General features: G+C 52.2%; 16 protein-coding genes and 3 tRNA genes. 9 read left to right on the top strand and 10 right to left on the bottom strand.

The window, feature by feature from the left end:
• Positions 1 to 132: 132 nt before the first annotated feature.
• The gene (argA, locus tag AC0Z7K_RS21750) at positions 133 to 1458 is read right to left on the bottom strand and encodes an amino-acid N-acetyltransferase (RefSeq protein ID WP_413530871.1); all 1326 of its coding nucleotides are present in this window, start codon (positions 1456 to 1458) and stop codon (positions 133 to 135) included.
• Positions 1459 to 1687: 229 nt separating this feature from the next.
• On the opposite strand from argA, the gene amiC reads away from it, so the two are divergent.
• Complete coding sequence (gene amiC / locus AC0Z7K_RS21755; protein ID WP_413530870.1) at positions 1688 to 2938, top strand: N-acetylmuramoyl-L-alanine amidase AmiC; 1251 nt, start codon at positions 1688 to 1690, stop codon at positions 2936 to 2938.
• 107 nt (positions 2939 to 3045) lie between these two features.
• Here amiC and AC0Z7K_RS21760 read toward each other — a convergent pair.
• The 3 genes from AC0Z7K_RS21760 to AC0Z7K_RS21770 form a co-directional block, all read right to left on the bottom strand.
• Positions 3046 to 3122: transfer RNA gene (locus AC0Z7K_RS21760), tRNA-Met, on the bottom strand.
• A 73-nt stretch (positions 3123 to 3195) separates the two neighbouring features.
• Positions 3196 to 3272, bottom strand: a tRNA-Met gene (locus tag AC0Z7K_RS21765).
• A 71-nt stretch (positions 3273 to 3343) separates the two neighbouring features.
• A tRNA-Met gene (locus tag AC0Z7K_RS21770) sits at positions 3344 to 3420 on the bottom strand.
• 222 nt (positions 3421 to 3642) lie between these two features.
• Here AC0Z7K_RS21770 and mltA point away from each other — a divergent pair.
• Both mltA and tcdA read left to right on the top strand, forming a co-directional pair.
• Positions 3643 to 4755, top strand: a complete 1113-nt coding sequence (mltA, locus tag AC0Z7K_RS21775; protein WP_413530869.1) for a murein transglycosylase A — start codon at positions 3643 to 3645, stop codon at positions 4753 to 4755.
• A gap of 31 nt (positions 4756 to 4786) precedes the next feature.
• On the top strand, positions 4787 to 5602 hold the full coding sequence (gene tcdA, locus AC0Z7K_RS21780) for a tRNA cyclic N6-threonylcarbamoyladenosine(37) synthase TcdA (RefSeq protein WP_485615927.1): 816 nt from the start codon (positions 4787 to 4789) through the stop codon (positions 5600 to 5602).
• Here the strand turns inward: tcdA and csdE are convergent.
• A complete protein-coding gene (gene csdE, locus AC0Z7K_RS21785) occupies positions 5590 to 6024 on the bottom strand; it encodes a cysteine desulfurase sulfur acceptor subunit CsdE (RefSeq protein ID WP_485615929.1) in 435 nt (144 codons plus the stop codon). The two genes, tcdA and csdE, sit on opposite strands and share 13 nt — an antisense overlap.
• Positions 6025 to 6057: 33 nt before the next feature.
• Positions 6058 to 7263: a cysteine desulfurase CsdA gene (gene csdA, locus AC0Z7K_RS21790; protein WP_485615931.1), complete on the bottom strand. Its 1206-nt coding sequence runs from the start codon at positions 7261 to 7263 to the stop codon at positions 6058 to 6060.
• Positions 7264 to 7452: 189 nt separating this feature from the next.
• Here csdA and AC0Z7K_RS21795 point away from each other — a divergent pair, with 189 nt between their 5' ends.
• The 4 genes from AC0Z7K_RS21795 (at position 7453) to rlmM (ending at position 10634) form a co-directional block, all read left to right on the top strand.
• Complete coding sequence (locus tag AC0Z7K_RS21795) at positions 7453 to 7674, top strand: YgdI/YgdR family lipoprotein (protein WP_056781782.1); 222 nt, start codon at positions 7453 to 7455, stop codon at positions 7672 to 7674.
• Positions 7675 to 8124: 450 nt separating this feature from the next.
• Positions 8125 to 9045, top strand: coding sequence for a transcriptional regulator GcvA (locus tag AC0Z7K_RS21800; RefSeq protein WP_112168850.1), 921 nt, complete (start codon positions 8125 to 8127; stop codon positions 9043 to 9045).
• Between the two features lie 94 nt (positions 9046 to 9139).
• Complete coding sequence (locus AC0Z7K_RS21805; protein ID WP_413530865.1) at positions 9140 to 9535, top strand: DUF423 domain-containing protein; 396 nt, start codon at positions 9140 to 9142, stop codon at positions 9533 to 9535.
• Positions 9528 to 10634, top strand: coding sequence for a 23S rRNA (cytidine(2498)-2'-O)-methyltransferase RlmM (gene rlmM, locus AC0Z7K_RS21810; protein WP_413530864.1), 1107 nt, complete (start codon positions 9528 to 9530; stop codon positions 10632 to 10634). Before AC0Z7K_RS21805 ends, rlmM begins: the two co-directional genes overlap by 8 nt.
• Positions 10635 to 10720: 86 nt before the next feature.
• Here rlmM and xni read toward each other — a convergent pair whose 3' ends face one another.
• The 3 genes from xni to queF form a co-directional block, all read right to left on the bottom strand.
• Positions 10721 to 11473, bottom strand: coding sequence for a flap endonuclease Xni (gene xni, locus AC0Z7K_RS21815; RefSeq protein WP_485615950.1), 753 nt, complete (start codon positions 11471 to 11473; stop codon positions 10721 to 10723).
• 98 nt (positions 11474 to 11571) lie between these two features.
• Positions 11572 to 12936 carry a nucleotide 5'-monophosphate nucleosidase PpnN gene (gene ppnN, locus AC0Z7K_RS21820; protein ID WP_413530863.1) on the bottom strand — a complete coding sequence of 455 codons (1365 nt, stop codon included), beginning with the start codon at positions 12934 to 12936 and terminating at the stop codon, positions 11572 to 11574.
• 242 nt (positions 12937 to 13178) lie between these two features.
• A complete protein-coding gene (gene queF, locus AC0Z7K_RS21825; RefSeq protein WP_485615932.1) occupies positions 13179 to 14024 on the bottom strand; it encodes an NADPH-dependent 7-cyano-7-deazaguanine reductase QueF in 846 nt (281 codons plus the stop codon).
• A gap of 79 nt (positions 14025 to 14103) precedes the next feature.
• Here queF and syd point away from each other — a divergent pair, with 79 nt between their 5' ends.
• Complete coding sequence (gene syd, locus AC0Z7K_RS21830) at positions 14104 to 14655, top strand: SecY-interacting protein (RefSeq protein WP_485615933.1); 552 nt, start codon at positions 14104 to 14106, stop codon at positions 14653 to 14655.
• 660 nt (positions 14656 to 15315) lie between these two features.
• Here the strand turns inward: syd and AC0Z7K_RS21835 are convergent.
• Positions 15316 to 16554: an MFS transporter gene (locus AC0Z7K_RS21835; protein WP_485615934.1), complete on the bottom strand. Its 1239-nt coding sequence runs from the start codon at positions 16552 to 16554 to the stop codon at positions 15316 to 15318.
• A 189-nt stretch (positions 16555 to 16743) separates the two neighbouring features.
• Here AC0Z7K_RS21835 and AC0Z7K_RS21840 point away from each other — a divergent pair, with 189 nt between their 5' ends.
• Entirely contained in the window at positions 16744 to 17058 is a 315-nt protein-coding gene (locus AC0Z7K_RS21840) for a YqcC family protein (protein WP_112168858.1), read from the top strand.
• Position 17059 lies beyond the last annotated feature (1 nt).

The following is a 17059-nucleotide window of genomic DNA, read 5'->3' on the forward strand; positions in this document are numbered from 1 at the left end:
GTGAAAGTTCCATTTAAAAAGGGTCCATGTTGAGCATGAACCCTTTTTACACGAGCCACTGGATCGGTCAACTGATCCTTAAACGATCGGCATTACGCGTTAGCGTCCTTTTTTATGGATGAAAATCAGAGTTCAGAGTTCGGAGATCAGGATTTTAGAACGGCGCTGGTAGTTATACATTTCCTGTTTCTGAATCGGCAGAACATCCACTTCGGCCGGTTTGAAGCCACGCTCCTGGAACCAATGGATGCTTCGGGTCGTGAGCACGAACAAACGGTTTAGCCCCATTTGCTTCGCCTGACTGGCCACTCGCTGCAACAGCATTTCGCCGCGTGATGAACTGCGGTAATCAGGATGCACGGCCACGCATGCCATTTCACCGATGCCTTCATCGTGGAACGGATACAGCGCCGCACAGGCGATGGTCAGGTTATCCCGTTCGATAATAGTGAATTTGTCGATTTCCATTTCCAGCTGTTCGCGGGAGCGGCGCACCAGAATTCCCTGTTGTTCCAGCGGACGGATAAGTTCGAGGATCCCGCCTATGTCGTTGATGGTAGCACGGCGAACCTGTTCGGCACTTTCCATCACGATTTGTGTACCGATACCGTCACGCGAGAACAGCTCCTGAATCAAAGCGCCATCTTCCTGGTAGCTGATCAAATGGCTACGACGTACGCCGCTGCGGCAGGCTTTCACGGCACCGCGCAGGAAGCGCACTGTACCGGAGAGGTAATCGCCGCTGGTTTCCATCGTATCAATACGAAGCTGCGCATCGTTTGGGAACAGCTCAGAAATGATATTGCCTTCTTCGTTTATCACGCCCTGTGAAGAACAGAAGCCGATCATCTTCTCCGCTTTCAGTTTGATGGCCAGCTGCGTCGCGACTTCTTCGGAAGTCAGGTTAAAACTTTCCCCGGTCACCGACACTGCAACCGGCCCCATCAATACGATGGCGTTGCTGTCGAGCTGGCGGTGAATGGCTTCTTCGTCGATGCGGCGAATACGGCCACTGTGGCAGTAATCAATGCCGTCATCCACGCCCAGCGGCTGAGCAATAATAAAGTTACCGGAAACGACGTTGATATGCGCGCCCTGTAGCGGAGTATTATTCAGACTCATCGACAGGCGGGCAGTGATATCCAGTTGCAAAAGTCCCGCCGCCTGCTTCACCAGTTCGAGGGCTCGGGCGTCGGTGACACGAATGTTTTTATGATAAATCGGCTCACAATTGTGGTCGGCGAGATTCTCGTCGATTTGCGGACGTGCGCCATAGACGACGACAAGCCGGATCCCTAAACTGTGTAATAGACCGATATCATTGACAATATTACTAAAGTTCTCATGTTCAATGGCTTCTCCACCAAGCATGACAACGAATGTTTTGCCACGGTGCGCATTGATATAGGGAACTGAGTGGCGAAATCCCTGAACCAGTTCAGTACTACGTTCCTTCACGGCAAAACCTCATTTGAATTTTTATTCGTAATTTCTGTATTTTTATTCTTTTAGGGCTGTGTGGCAAGTAAGAAATCTCTGTTTTTCTATTAACAACGATTACAAACATACAACAAATTGATATATCGAAATAATGTTTAGGAATGACATGCAGGGACGGATTGGTTAAAATTCCCAAACTGAGCTTTTTATCAACACTTTAAGACTTTAAAAATCTGCCTGAGACTGCATGACTGACGATAACCACAACCCCGGAAGACGACGACTCCTTCAAACCGTAGCGGCTTCCTGGATGCTCAGTGTGAGTAAAGTGGGGTTCGCTGCCAGTTCACAGGTTATTGCCGTGCGTATCTGGCCCTCTTCGACTTATACCCGCATCACGCTGGAATCCAGTACTCCTCTGAAGTATAAGCAGTTTCTGCTGAGCTCACCCGCACGCGTGGTGGTGGATATCGAAGGCGTTCACCTCAACAGCGTGCTGAAAGGCCTGGGGGATAAGGTCCAGCAAAGCGATCCTTATATTCAGCAGGCTCGGGTAGGGCAGTTTGATGCCAACACCGTGCGTATGGTGCTTGAGCTCAAACGCTCAATCAATCCTCACGTATTCACACTTAAACCGGTGGCAGAATTCCATAACCGACTGGTCGTCGATCTGTATCCGGAAGAAGGTGCGGTCAGCGCTGAGGATGATCCGCTGCTGGCATTACTGGAAGATTACAATCGTGGGGACGTGGAAAGGACTTTACCGCCGGAAGCGGTAAAAGACGGGCAGGCAGGTCGCAGCCGGCCTCTGGTCATCATGTTAGATCCCGGTCACGGCGGTGAGGACCCCGGTGCTATAGGCAAGTATAAAACGCGTGAAAAAGATGTCGTTTTGCAGATTGCCCGACGGTTACAAAAGCTTATCGCCCGTGAAAAGAACATGAAAGCGCATATGACCCGCAATGAAGACGTCTTTATTCCGCTGAAAGTGCGTGTCGCCAAGGCGCGAAAGCTGCGGGCAGATCTGTTTATCTCCATTCATGCCGACGCGTTTACCAGCCGAGCGGCTAAAGGCTCGTCCGTTTTTGCCTTATCGACTAAGGGCGCGACCAGCTCAGCAGCACGTTTTCTGGCGCAAACTCAGAACGAATCCGACCAGATTGGCGGCGTGAGTAAAAGTGGTGACAAGTATCTCGATCACACGATATTTGATTTGGTGCAGACTGCGACTATCAGCGACAGTCTTAAATTCGGCAAGGAAGTGCTGACGCGGATGGGCAAGATTAACCCTCTGCATAAAAACAAAGTGGATCAGGCCGGATTTGCTGTACTCAAAGCACCGGACATCCCGTCCATTCTGGTGGAAACCGCATTTATCAGTAACATTAATGAAGAGAAGAAACTGCGTACGGCTCATTTTCAGCAGCAGGTCGCGGAGTCTATACTGGCAGGGATTAAGGCCTATTTCGCTCAGGGTGGCATGTCTGCAAGGGGTTGAATATTTAAGGGGGCATCAGGAAGAAGGGGGAGAGGATTTTGTAGCCAAAATTCAGACACAAAAAAACACCGGTTAAGGTGCCTGATGTTTACTGGTTTTTTAGTAGTTGGTTGCGGGGGCCGGATTTGAACCGACGACCTTCGGGTTATGAGCCCGACGAGCTACCAGGCTGCTCCACCCCGCGTCCGTCACTACTTTGTACTGCATTTACTTCATCACATCATTCGAACTTTGCACATCATGCATAAGTCTCGAATTGGTTGCGGGGGCCGGATTTGAACCGACGACCTTCGGGTTATGAGCCCGACGAGCTACCAGGCTGCTCCACCCCGCGTCCGTAGCACTTCTTACTTCTTTACTTCATCGTTCAATTGAATCGGGCATTTTATTGCCTGCGAATCGAATTGGTTGCGGGGGCCGGATTTGAACCGACGACCTTCGGGTTATGAGCCCGACGAGCTACCAGGCTGCTCCACCCCGCGTCCGATGGAGGCGAACTATACTCCCCATGAGATTTCGCGCAACCCTTTATTTGAATTTATTCAAACAAAGCACTTAGTTGCTGGCTTTTTACCCACATCGTTGCTGTTTTGTACCCAATTTGGTTGAGGGCAATTTTTTCGGCTATGCCAATTCCTTTCTGATAGGCCGTTTGTTATCGTTTCGCCTGTCATTTCCCCTGAAAGTAAGAGAGCGCGGCAATAATGAAAGGACGTTGGAGTAAATATCTGCTGGGTGGTTTGGTGATTGCGGTGCTTGCAGGTTGTTCCTCGCGCCCGACCGACCGGGGTCAGCAATATAAGGATGGGCGGCTGGAAAACGCGCTGGAATACGTTAATGAGCCGAATGCGACAGGCAAACCTGTCAATGCCCTGGATTACTCCAATCAGGTCGCTGCCGTGCAAATCGCCTCTTCTTCCTTATATGGCCGAAATAATCCGACGTTTCAGGCTGTTCAGCAATGGCTGCGTTCCGGTGCAGATACCCGCAATCTAAGCCAGTACGGCATCAGTGCTTATCAGATGGAAGGTGCCGATAACTTCGGTAACGTTCAATTGACCGGGTATTACACGCCGGTGGTGCAGGCGCGCTATACCCGTCAGGGCGAATTCCAGTATCCGCTGTACCGCATGCCGCCAAAACGTGGCCGTCTGCCGGATCGCGCTGCCATTTATTCGGGCGCATTGAGCGAAAATTACGTCGTGGCCTGGACCAACTCCCTGATGGATAACTTCATGATGGAAGTGCAGGGTAGCGGCTATGTCGATTACGGCGATGGACGTCCTTATATGTTCTTTGGGTATGCGGGCAAAAACGGCCACGCTTATCGCAGTATCGGTAAAGTGCTGATCGATCGCGGTGAAGTAGCGCGCGAGAATATGTCCATGCAGGCAATCCGCCAGTGGGCCGATACGCACAGCGCCGCCGAAGTGCGCGAACTTCTGGAACAAAACCCGTCGTTCGTCTTCTTTAAGCCTGAACCTTTCGCACCAGTCCGCGGTGCCAGCGGCGTTCCATTGATCGCTAAAGCGTCCGTAGCGTCTGACCGTTCGCTCATCCCGGCCGGAAGCACTTTGCTGGCGGAAGTACCGGAGCTTAACGATAAAGGTAAGTTCACTGGAAAATATCACATGCGTCTGATGGTCGCGCTGGACGTTGGCGGAGCAATTAAAGGGCAACATTTCGATATGTATCAGGGGATTGGTACTGATGCCGGACACGCAGCCGGATTTTATAACCACTACGGCCGCGTCTGGGTGTTAAAATCAGCGCCAAATGGCAAACCGCTGTTCACCGCGTCTGCCCAGCCAAATTAAGTTTTCGACACGTACTGAGGTTCAGAAGGTCATGACAGCAACATACTCCGACGCATACCAGCAACGCTTTGGCGGCACTGCACGTCTTTATGGTCAGCAGGCACTGGCGTTGTTTTCGCAGGCACATGTTTGCGTGATTGGTATCGGCGGGGTAGGTTCCTGGGCAGCTGAGGCGCTGGCCCGCACCGGCATCGGCGCGATCACGCTGATTGATATGGATGACGTGTGCACCACCAATACCAACCGGCAGATCCACGCGCTACGTGAAAACGTCGGGCAGGCGAAAACCGAGGTGATGGCTCAGCGTATTCTGGCGATTAACCCGGAATGCCAGGTAACCTGCATCGACGATTTCATTACGCCGGATAACGTTGCAGAGATGCTCGATAAAGGGTTTAGCTACGTGATTGACGCCATCGACAGTGTGCGTCCGAAAGCGGCATTACTCGCGTATTGTCGCCGCTTCAAAATTCCTGTCGTGACCACCGGCGGTGCGGGCGGACAGATTGATCCGACCCAGATCGCGGTAGTCGATCTGGCGAAAACCATTCAGGATCCGCTGGCGGCGAAGCTGCGTGAGCGTCTGAAAAACGATTTCAACGTGGTGAAAAACAGTAAAGGTAAACTGGGGATCGACTGCGTATTTTCCAGCGAACCGCTGATGTACCCGCAGGCCGACGGTTCTGTCTGTGCGTCACGCGCCACGGCGGAAGGGCCAAAGCGTATGGACTGTGCGTCAGGATTTGGTGCGGCGACCATGGTCACCGCCACCTTCGGTTTTGTCGCGGTTTCCCATGTGCTTAAAAAGATGATGGCGAAACAGCAGCGTCAGGCTCAGGCGGTCTGACGGGCAAGACGTAATACGCCTTCTGCCAGCGCATTCAGCCCGCTGGCGCGGCTGGTGCTCAGCTGTTCCCGCAAACCTAAAACATCAAACAACGCCAGCGGATCCCGGTTCAGGATCTCGTCTGGCGTTTTGCCTTCTACCGCCGTCAGCAACACGGCCAACAAACCTTTGACGATCCTTCCCTCGCTGTCGCCGTAGAAATGCATTGTCCCATTTTCTGCTTTTTCTGCCCCCAGCCAGACCCTGTTTTCGCATCCCGACAGCTCATTTTCCGGCAGTTTCAGTGACGCATCCAGCGGCGGCAGAGATTTTGCCAGCAGGATTAACTGACGATAGCGATCTTCCCACTGACGGAATGCGGCAAATTTTTCCGTCAGCGAGGCTTCGGTGATCTCATGTCCAAAAGGATGTGGCGCGTGCATCGTATTCCTCAAAAAGCGTGTTTCTCAAATAAATTAATCGGCTAACAGACTGAGGGCATATTTTACCGCAGCGGTCAGGCGGACGACGTCATGCTCATTATTATAAGGCGCGAACGACGCACGTAATGTTCCGCTGATGCCCAATGCAGCCATCAGCGGCTGCGCACAATGTTGTCCGGCGCGCAGTGCGATGCCTTGTTCTGCCAGCAATGTCACCAGATCGCTGTGATGCACCCCGGCGATATCGAAAGCCAGCAGTGACGCGTTCTGAGCGCGGAAACTGCGGAAACCTTCGAACTGTGAAAGTTGTTCTTCTGCCAGGGTCGCCAGATTTTGCGCATAGCGCTCAGCGGCGTGCAGATCCACCGTTTGCAGCCATTTCAGAGCGGCCGCCATACCGATCACGCCGGCAATATTGGGTGTACCGGCTTCAAAACGATGCGGCACCGCCTGCGGTGTAAAGTCAGACATCGACGCCTGCGTCAGCATTTTCCCACCGCCGTGCCAGGGATCCATGCTGTCGAGTAATTCGGTTTTGCCGTACAGCACGCCGATGCCGGTTGGGCCATACAGTTTGTGGCCGGAAAACGCATAGAAATCGACGTCCAGCTGGCGGACATCCGGCGGCGAATGCACGACGCCTTGTGCGCCATCCACCAGAACCGGCGTGCCGTTGGCATGTGCCAGTGTGATCGCACGCGCAAGATCGGGCATGGCACCGGTGACGTTGGACATTTGCGTGACAGCCAGCAGCCGGGTGCGGGCGCTAAGCAAGGCGGGGAGCGCGGCGATATCGGGTGCGCCATGCTTGTCTACCGGCAGCGTGACGACCTGCGCCTGACACTGTTCCGCCAGCATCAGCCACGGGATCAGGTTCGCATGGTGCTCAGCCTGGCTGACAATAATTTCATCACCGGCCTGCAACCTTGGGCGCAAATAGCTTTGTGCCACCAGATTGATGGATTCCGTGGTGCCGCGCGTCCAGACGATATCGGCAGCTCTTGGGGCATGGATCCATTCCGCCACCAGAGCGCGTGCCTGCTCGTATTCATCAGTCAGCGTTTGCGCGGCGTGGTGTTGGCTGCGGTGAACCGTCGCGCCTTCCTGTGAATAGAAATTCACGGTGGCATCGATGACCGCTTGCGGTTTCAGTGCAGTAGCTGCGCTGTCGAGATAGCACTGGCACTGTGAGAGCGCGGGGAAGCGTTGACGAAAATCAGCGGCGTTAAAGTCTGTCATGCAAGATTAAATCCTTCGGCTGCGGGGTAAAGAGTACAAACTTTCCGTTTGTGCAAACCATCTATTCATTTTAGGAATGGTTACCTGGAAATATATCAGAGGTTTGTTATGCTGAATTACGAAGACTAGACGCATTACCCTGGGGGCTTCCCGGGAATTGAAAGCATTTTAATCTGCAAGGAGTCTACAATGAAAAAGATCGTCGCCGTAATTTCAGCCGCACTGCTGACCACTACACTTGCCGCCTGTTCGAGCAACTACGTGATGCACACCAACGATGGCCGTACTATCGTTGCTGAAGGCAAACCAAGCACCGACAGTGATACCGGTATGATCAGTTATACCGATGCGTATGGCAACAAGCAGCAGATCAATAAGTCTGAAGTGAAAGAGATGGCTGAAGGGAAATAATCCCCTGAGTGACACCACCTTCGGGTAACCTCACTGCGCCTCACGACAAAACCGGATACGTATGCGACGTAGCCGGTTTTGTCACATATGTACGTAGTGATTTTGGCGGGATGGCCGAAATCCGGACAAAAAAAAGCACCGCAAAATGCGGTGCTAAAAAATCACTTTGGACAGACAGGGTAATGTACAGGAAGTGAAAAGTTTGTAGCATTCAAGCTACGAGTCCGGATTGCCGGACAATTGCAAACACAACATCACAACCACAAGCCAAAAGTATTTCAGCATCCTCATACCAATCTACTTTTCGTTCCGGCTCAGGAAGTGGCGCCACTATAGGTTTTTGCCTGTACATCCTCAACGGACAAATTATAATGTCTCGGATTAAAAAAACTAATATCCAGAGCCACGGACAGGCGTCCCGCTGACCGGCACACAACAAGTATCCTATCTATGTCAAAACGTTTACCGCCTCTTAACTCACTGCGTGTGTTTGACGCCGCAGCGCGCCACCTTAGTTTTACTAAAGCGGCAGAGGAATTGTTCGTCACGCAAGCTGCCGTTAGCCACCAGATTAAGTCACTTGAAGACTTTTTGGGGCTAAAACTGTTTCGTCGCCGTAACCGCTCTTTGTTACTGACCGAAGAAGGGCAGAGCTATTATCTAGATATCAAAGAGATATTCTCATCGCTGAATGAAGCGACCCGTAAACTTCAGGCGCGCAGTGCGAAAGGTGCGCTGACGGTCAGTTTGCCGCCGAGCTTTGCTATCCAGTGGCTGGTGCCAAGATTGTCTGGCTTTAACTCAGCTTATCCGGGTATCGATGTGCGGATTCAGGCTGTTGACCGCGAGGAGGACAAATTGTCTGACGATGTGGACGTGGCGATTTTCCATGGGCGAGGCAACTGGCCGGGTCTGCGCGCCGAACGTTTATATGCGGAGTACTTAATCCCCGTTTGTTCTCCGTCTTTATTGATGGGCGATAATTTGTTGAAAGAACCTGCCGATCTCGGGCATCACACTTTGCTGCACGATGCGTCCCGCCGCGACTGGCTGGCTTACACCAAACAGCTGGGGCTGCAACAGGTGAATGTTCAGCAAGGGCCGATTTTCAGTCACAGCGCGATGGTGGTGCAGGCCGCCGTACACGGGCAGGGGGTGGCGCTGGTGAATAATGTGATGGCGCAGACTGAAATCGAAGCCGGTCGTCTGGTATGTCCGTTCAACGAGGTTTTAGTCAGTAAAAACGCTTTTTATCTGGTTTGTCATGACAGTCAGGCAGAACTGGGTAAAATAGCCGCCTTTCGCCAATGGATCCTTGCGCGTGCAGCCAGCGAGCAGGAAAAACTGCGCTTTCGGTTTGATCAGGCCTGAGGTCTGAATACCGGAAACTGATGGACATGAACGTACTGATGAGCCTGATTATTCAAGGTTTCCATCATTAAACAACGATAACAGGTAACGTATAATGACCAGCCGTTCAATGCTGATCTTCGCCGCGATCAGCGGTTTTATCTATGTGGCGTTTGGTGCCTTCGGCGCACACGTACTGAGTCAGTCGCTGGGAGAAGCCGAACTGGCCTGGATCCATACCGGCCTGACCTACCAAAGTATTCACACGCTGGCGGTGATGATTTTAGGCGTTGCGATGCAGCGTCAGCGTAATGTGTGGTTCTACTGGAGCAGCGCGTTTCTGGCGCTGGGAACCGTGTTATTCAGCGGCAGCCTTTATTGTCTGGCGCTGTCTCACCTCCGTTTATTTGCTTTTGTGACTCCGATTGGCGGTACCTTGTTTCTGGTCGGTTGGATTTTGATGTTGATCGGCGCACTGCGCCTGAAGAAAAAGGCCGAACGCCATGAATAAAGTTGCTCTCTACTGCCGTCAGGGTTTTGAAAAAGAATGCGCAGCAGAAATTACGGACAAAGCCGCGAAGATGGAAATCTTCGGTTTTGCCCGTGTAAAAGATAACAGCGGTTATGTGCTGTTTGAATGCTATCAGCCGGACGACGCCGATCGTCTGGCAAAAGAACTGCCTTTCCGCGAGCTGATCTTTGCCCGTCAGTTGATCGTTGTTGGCGAGTTGCTGAAAGACTTACCACCTGAAGATCGTGTTTCGCCGATCGTGGGCATGGTACAGAACGTCATCACCAACGGCGGTGAATTGCGCGTTGAAGTGCCGGATACTAATGAAAGTAAAGAGCTGACCAAGTTCTGCCGCAAATTGACCGTGCCATTGCGTACTGCGATGCGTGAACGCCGTGTGCTGGGCAAACGTGAAAACCCGCTGCGCCCGGTTGTGCATGTGTTCTTTATTGCCTCGGGTTGCTGCTATGTCGGCTACTCCTACAGCAACAACAACTCACCGTATTACATGGGGATCCACCGTCTTAAATTCCCTTCCGAGGCGCCAAGCCGTTCTACGCTGAAGCTGGAAGAAGCGTTCCACGTGTTCATTCCTGCCGATGAGTGGGAAGAGCGTCTGGCAAGCGGAATGTATGCGACGGATCTGGGGGCATGCCCGGGTGGCTGGACCTATCAGCTGGTGCAACGCAGCATGATGGTCACTGCAATTGATAACGGTCCTATGGCACCAAGCCTGATGGAAACCGGTCAGGTTATTCACCTGCGTGAAGACGGCTTCCGCTATAAATCCACCAGTACCAAGAACTACTGGCTGGTGTGCGACATGGTAGAAAAACCGGCGAAAGTGGCCGCACTGATGTGTGACTGGCTGGTCAACGGCTGGTGTCGTGAAGCGATCTTCAACCTGAAATTACCGATGAAGAAGCGCTACGAAGAAGTGTCTAACATTCTTGCGCGCATTGACGAACGTCTGAAAGAAAATGGTGTAAACGCCGAGATCTTTGCCAAGCAGCTTTATCATGACCGTGAGGAAGTGACAGTGCATATTCGTCGTTTCTGGTCAGCCATCGGTGGCCGTCGTGATGAACGCGATCACTGATCATCGCTAAGTGAATTCTGACGTGATGTGAAAAGGCGCTTTCTTCGGGAAGCGCCTTTTTTTTGGCCGCAGGTCGTGTGTCGGGGTTACGGCAGGCGCAGCTGCTGCAAATTTCCGTCGAGAACAATATCTGTTTGCAGTGTCGAAACCCGTTTACAGGCATACGCCAGTTCACGATGTTCCTGCAATTTAGACTGCCACTTTTCTGGCACGCCGCTGAGATTGTCATACAGCGCATCCAGCGAACCGGCCTGCGTCAGCAAGGTCACGGCGGTTTTGGGGCCAATCCCAGGTACGCCCGGAATTTTGCTGCTGCTGATCCCGGCAAGCCCCCAGTAATCGGTGAGCTGATGGGGCAGAACGCCGAAGGTATCACGCACAAACGGCATGTCCAGCCAACGTTTTTGGAAGTAGTCGCGAATTTGTACGTTAGGGGCCAGCAGTTGGCAGTAACCCTTGTCTGTCGAAACGATGGTTACCTGATGTCCGCCGGATGACACTTTGTCCGCCAGCGTGGCGGCTAAATCATCGGCTTCGTTGCCGGCGGAGTGCCAGCAGGTGATCCCCTGCGCTTCAAACCCGGCCTTCAGGCTGGGCATTTCGGCGAAAAGATTATCCGGCATCGGTGAGCGTCCGGCTTTGTAATCTGGCAGACACTGATGACGCCAGCTGTCGGCGCGATCGTCTTCATCAAACACTGCCACCGCATGGGTCGGCTGGGTATGTTGGATCAGTTGTCCAATCGCATTCTGACAGGTAACCAGGCAAGGCGAACCCTGCACCGCGTGAATACGGCGGATAAGGTTCAGGGCATCAATAATCAGCAGATGTATCGCCATCGGCAAACTCCATAATCCATTCTCCATAATCTATTCTTTATAAAAATCAGGGCGACATTTCGTCGCCCTGAAGTCTGCTTAAATTCGTACCCTCAACATCAGGCACAAATTTCATAGCAAGGAATATACGCACTGCCCGGCAATTTCATGCGGTGCTGTGCGACGAAGCCCTGCAACAGACTGTCCATTTTCTTCATTAACGCCGGATCGCCGTGCAACTTAAAGCGCCCGTGCTGTTCGATAGCGTGAATACCAAACTCTTTAACGTTACCGGCCACAATACCGGAGAAGGCGCGGCGCAGGGCGGCGGCCAGTTCCTGTGGCGGCTGGTTCGGATAGAGGTTCAGGTTCGCCATGTTTTCATGGCTTGGCTCGAACGGATGCTGCAAGTCCGGCGCAATGCGAATCGACCAGTTAAAGCTGTATGCATCACCGCTGTTACGGCGGTTCTCTTTCACCAGCGGCATCGCACGTTTCATCTGACGGGCGACTTCTGTCGGATCATCCACAATGATGGTATAGAACTTAGCGGCATCCTCGCCCAGCGTAGATTTAATGAAAGCATCGAGTACGTGGAAGTAATCTGCACTCTCTTTCGGTCCGGTCAGGATCAGCGGTAATACCTGATCGCTGTTTTCCGGATCCATCAGAATGCCCAACAGATACAGCAATTCCTCCGCTGTACCGACGCCGCCGGGGAAGATAATAATTCCGTGAGCGATACGAACAAACGCTTCAAGGCGCTTTTCGATATCCGGCATGATGATCAGTTCATTGACCAAAGGATTTGGCGGTTCCGCAGCAATAATGGAAGGTTCAGTCATACCGATGAAACGGCCTGCTTTGTAACGTTGCTGCGCATGGCCGACGGCGGCACCTTTCATCGGGGCTTCCATCGCGCCAGGGCCGCAGCCAGTGCAGATGTTCAGTTCACGCAGGCCCAGTTGGCTGCCGACATTGCGGGCATACTGATATTCCACCTCATTGATGGAATGCCCGCCCCAGCAAACGACCATATTCGGATCTTCATCGAGATGGAGTGCGCGGGCGTTGCGTAAAATGGAGAACACCATATTGGTGAGGTGTGCCGCATTGTCACTGTTAAAGTTTTCAAAGCGGGGGTTGCTGGCGATTTGCGCATTAACGAACAGGATGTCTCGCAGCACGGCGAACAGGTTTGCTTGTAATGAACGAATTATCCGTCCATCGACAAAGGCATCTTCTGGGGGATTGACCAGTTCGAGTTTCACGCCACGCTCGCGGCGCAGCACGTTAATATCAAAGCTTTCGTAACGTTCGAGGAGTTCTTTACTGCTGTCGGTCTGGCTGCCGCTGTTGAGGACGGCCAGTGAGCAATTTCGGAAAAGACGGTACAAGTCGCTGCTCGCAGTACGCTTGAGCATGTCGACTTCCAACTGCGACAACAAATCCATGGAGCCCAACGGGCTGATATGTGTAATCAAAGTTGCTCCTTGACACCAATCGGTGCTGTGATTATTTCTGCTGCCGGACGCCGTGCATGATTTTTCGGATCATGTTTTTTGCATCGCAAAGCGTTGGGCAAACAAAAACAATTATCTGTTAACAGAAAGGATGAACGGTGCAGGTTTGCCCGCCATCTCTTTCTGATTTAACAGTAACCTTGTCGTCCGGCTTTTACCAATACTCCCAGAGCGTTAGCGTAAAACTTGAGCAATGCCTCGCATTATTGCCTGACGAGTCTCGCGGTTGCAGGTTCAAACGGGAAGTTAGACCGCCACGGATTGATGTCCAGACCGCCGCGACGGGTATAGCGGGCGTACACGGCGAGTTTCTCAGGCTGACAGAAACGCAGGAGATCGTTGAAAATTCGCTCGACGCACTGTTCGTGGAATTCGTTGTGATGGCGGAATGACACCAGATAGCGCAGCAGGGCTTCTCGATCGATTTTCGGGCCACGATACTGGATTTGCACCGAACCCCAGTCTGGCTGGTGAGTAATCAGACAGTTGGATTTGAGCAGATGGCTGACCAGTGATTCTTCAACAATTTCATCGCCTGCAGCACTTGCCAGAAAGTCGGTGCTGAATTCGTAGCTATTGATTTCGATGTCCTGATCGTCAATGCATATTCCTGCAAAATGCCCGACCGGTGTGCCTTCAATTTCTGACAGGCGGCTGACTGTCACTTTGACATCGCCCTGCGCGCAGGCGCTTAAATCACGCGTTAAGGTTTCTTCGACGGTGCGCCAGTCCGGGAAAACGGTTTGATTAAAGCTGTTGAGGTAAAGCTTAAAGCTTTTGGATTCAATCAGATTCTGGCTGTTGGCATTCAGGCTGATTTCGCCGACGGCGACCTGTGGCAATCCTTTGGCATTGAGCCATGACAGTTCGTACAGGGTCCAGATATCTGCGCCATGAAAAGGCAGGTTATCTGGGAACAGGCCCAGCGGTTCACGGTTCATACTGCGGGGAACGGCTTGCAATAAAGAAGCATCGTAGTGATCGACGTAAGCCGTGCTTTTGCCCAGCGTCAGTTGCGCCAGTACGGGGTTATCCTGATAAGAGGACATGGTGTCACCTTGCTAAGAGATCGGTACAATAGAGAATAGTGACTAGTTTACCCCAGCCTTACCTGAAGATGAGAGAATTATGGAGTCTGAAGTTTCTGTAGCATTGCGTGAATTTACTCAGCGTTATGTCGATCTATGGCAACAGAAAACCGGTATGCCACCGTCGAGTGAGGCGTTGTTTGGCGTCGAATCCCCCTGTGTTGTGAAAACCGACGAAGACAAAGTGTTCTGGCTGACACACACCTTCAGCCCTGAAAGTACGCTGGAAAATGTCGAACGCGCGATGGAACTGCAGTTACGCCCGGAAGCGCATCAGTTCTACACCACGCAATTTGCTGGCGACATGACTGCCGAATGGCAGGGAAATGCATTGACGCTGCTGCAGGTCTGGAGCCTGGAAGATTTTACCCGCTTGCAGGAAAACCTGATTGGTCATCTGGTGACACAAAAGCGTCTGAAGCTGACGCCGACGGTGTTTCTGGCGACGACCGATTCAGAGCTGGATTTGGTTTCATTGTGTAATGTGACCGGTAATGTTTTTCTGGAGCAGTTCGGCAGCAAAAAAAGAACGATACTCTCGCCATCATTGTCGGAATTCCTTACAATGCTGACCGCTATCAACCCTATCTGATATTATCGGCAGAAGAACCCATTCCCGCAGAGCACAAATGGCTCACACGCGTGTGAGAGATCTCTCACAAAGACTGTAAGAGATCTCGCTAATTTGACTTAATCCCTCCCCATTTCAAATAATAAACTCATTGTAATTCAGATTGTTATATTGATCTCCTCTGTGAGTCGACTGACATTCCTCTATTTTGGCTTACAGCCTGTATTGCCTGAGAGGCCAAAATCAACGATTCTAGTCGGGCAGAAGGGAAGCATGAAACGGAACATCAGGATGATGGCTGTTTCATAAAGCAGGGGATGACTCAGGGTGAGTCAGGACGGCATCGGATTATGCCAGGATGTTTCAGGACGAAACCAGGGACACCTCCAGGACGGAGAAGAGAGCTCACAAAGGAAGCTGAGCGGGTCACAGATGACCAGGATGCGAGTCAGGATGGCTCAGGATAAACCGTCAGGATGAAAGTTGGACGATGCAAAGGACAGCAGGTTAGGATAACCGCAGGAAAAGTTTTCAGGGATTGAGCAGGGAGCACTTTGGTAGCTGGATTGCTATAAAACGAACCGGGGGCACTGTGAAAACAGTGCCCCCAACTTTTTGTCTGAATTTTGTGGTTTGATGAAAAACAAACGGACGCTCCGGCGTTAACCGAAGCGCCCGGCGTTAGCCAATAGCGCCCAGCACGTCATCCTGCCCCTGCTTTTTCGGTAACAGGAATAACGTCGCAAAGATATCCAGCAGGTAGATGGCGGCCAGTAAAGAAATGGCTGCGGTGAAAGAAACCTGCGCCACCAGCATCCCGATCACCAGCGGTCCAAAACCACCCACACCACGCCCCATGTTGAACAACAGATTTTGTGCCGTTGCCCTGACGCGTACCGGATAGAGATCGGAAATCAGCCCGCCGTACCCACCAATCATACCGTTCACGAACATCCCCATCACCGCGCCCGCGAACAGCATCAGCGTTGGGTCAGAAAGCTGCGCGTAACACACCACCATCACCACAGCGCCCACCTGATAGATCAGGAAGATTTTCCAGCGCGGAAAACGGTCAGATAAGACGCCAAACAGCCAGATTCCAAAAGTCATACCGATGACGGTCACCGCCGTCCATAAACCCGATTTAGTCAGCGAGAAGCCAAAGTTCTTCGACAGGTAGCTCGGCATCCAAATCATCAGGCCGTAATAACCAAAATTCTGCACAGAACATAAAATGAAAATACCGAGGCTGGCTTTGGTGGTCGCTTTATCGCGAAAGAGCAATTTGATGCGGCTGAAGAGTGAACCACCGTTGTCGGTGGAAGCGCTTTTCACGAACGCTTCTGGTTCGCCCATGGTCCGGCGGATCAGGAAGGACGCCAGCGCCGGTAACAGGCCGACCAGGAACATACCGCGCCAGCCGATTACGTCGAGCAATAATGGCGTGAGGAAGGCAGCGAGTAACACCCCGAGCTGCCAGCCCATGCCGACATAGGCAGACGCGCGGTTACGTTTTTCAGCCGGCCAGGCTTCAGCGATCAATGCCATACCGATACCGAATTCGCCGCCGAGCCCGATACCAGCCAGCGTGCGATAAATCAATAAGTCCCAATAACCTTGAGCGAACGCGCATAAACCGGTAAACACTGAGAACATCAATATGGTGAAAGTGAGTACGCGTATACGGCCAAAGCGATCGCTGATCGGGCCGAAAATCACGCCGCCGAGCACTGCACCAATCAGGGTCCAGGTCACCAGTGAACCACTTTGCGAGGAACTCAAACTAAATTCGCTGGAGATGGCCGGGAGCATGAAACCGAGGATGAGCAGATCGAAGCCGTCCATCGCGTAGCCTGTCACGGAGGCCAGCATCGCTTTGGCGGGTGTTGCGTGTGCTTTTTGAGTGTGTTGAGCGGACATAGGTACACATCTGTAAAGAAAAAAGTGGCGGTAGTTTGCCCGTATCGGGCACCTTTCGCCACTATGAAAAACGTATGGAAGGAGCGATATACCGGACAGGATGCAGAAAGTTGGGGCAACAGGTCTTCAATGTTATGCTTTGCGCCCCCGGCGGAGGCTGCCAGGGGCCATGAATGAAGAGAGCGACTCATGAATACAGAAAAACAGGTTCGTCAGATTTTAGAAGATATCGAACAGGCGATGCGCAATGCGAAACTCTGGCATGCCACGCCACCTGATACGGACGCTTTTGAAAGCCAGGAGCCATTTTCAGTCGATACCATGTCTGCGGAACAATGGCTGCAATGGGTGCTGGTGCCCCGAATGTACGCCCTGCTGGAAGCCGGTGCGGCGTTACCAACCCGTTTTGCCATCACACCTTATTTTGAAGTGGCGATGCCTGAAGCAACGATGTTGTTGAGTCAGCTGCAACGTCTCGATGATTTACTGAATATAGAAGACTGAC

This window comes from Rahnella sp. 1L-D-7-B-C2, from assembly GCF_057290995.1.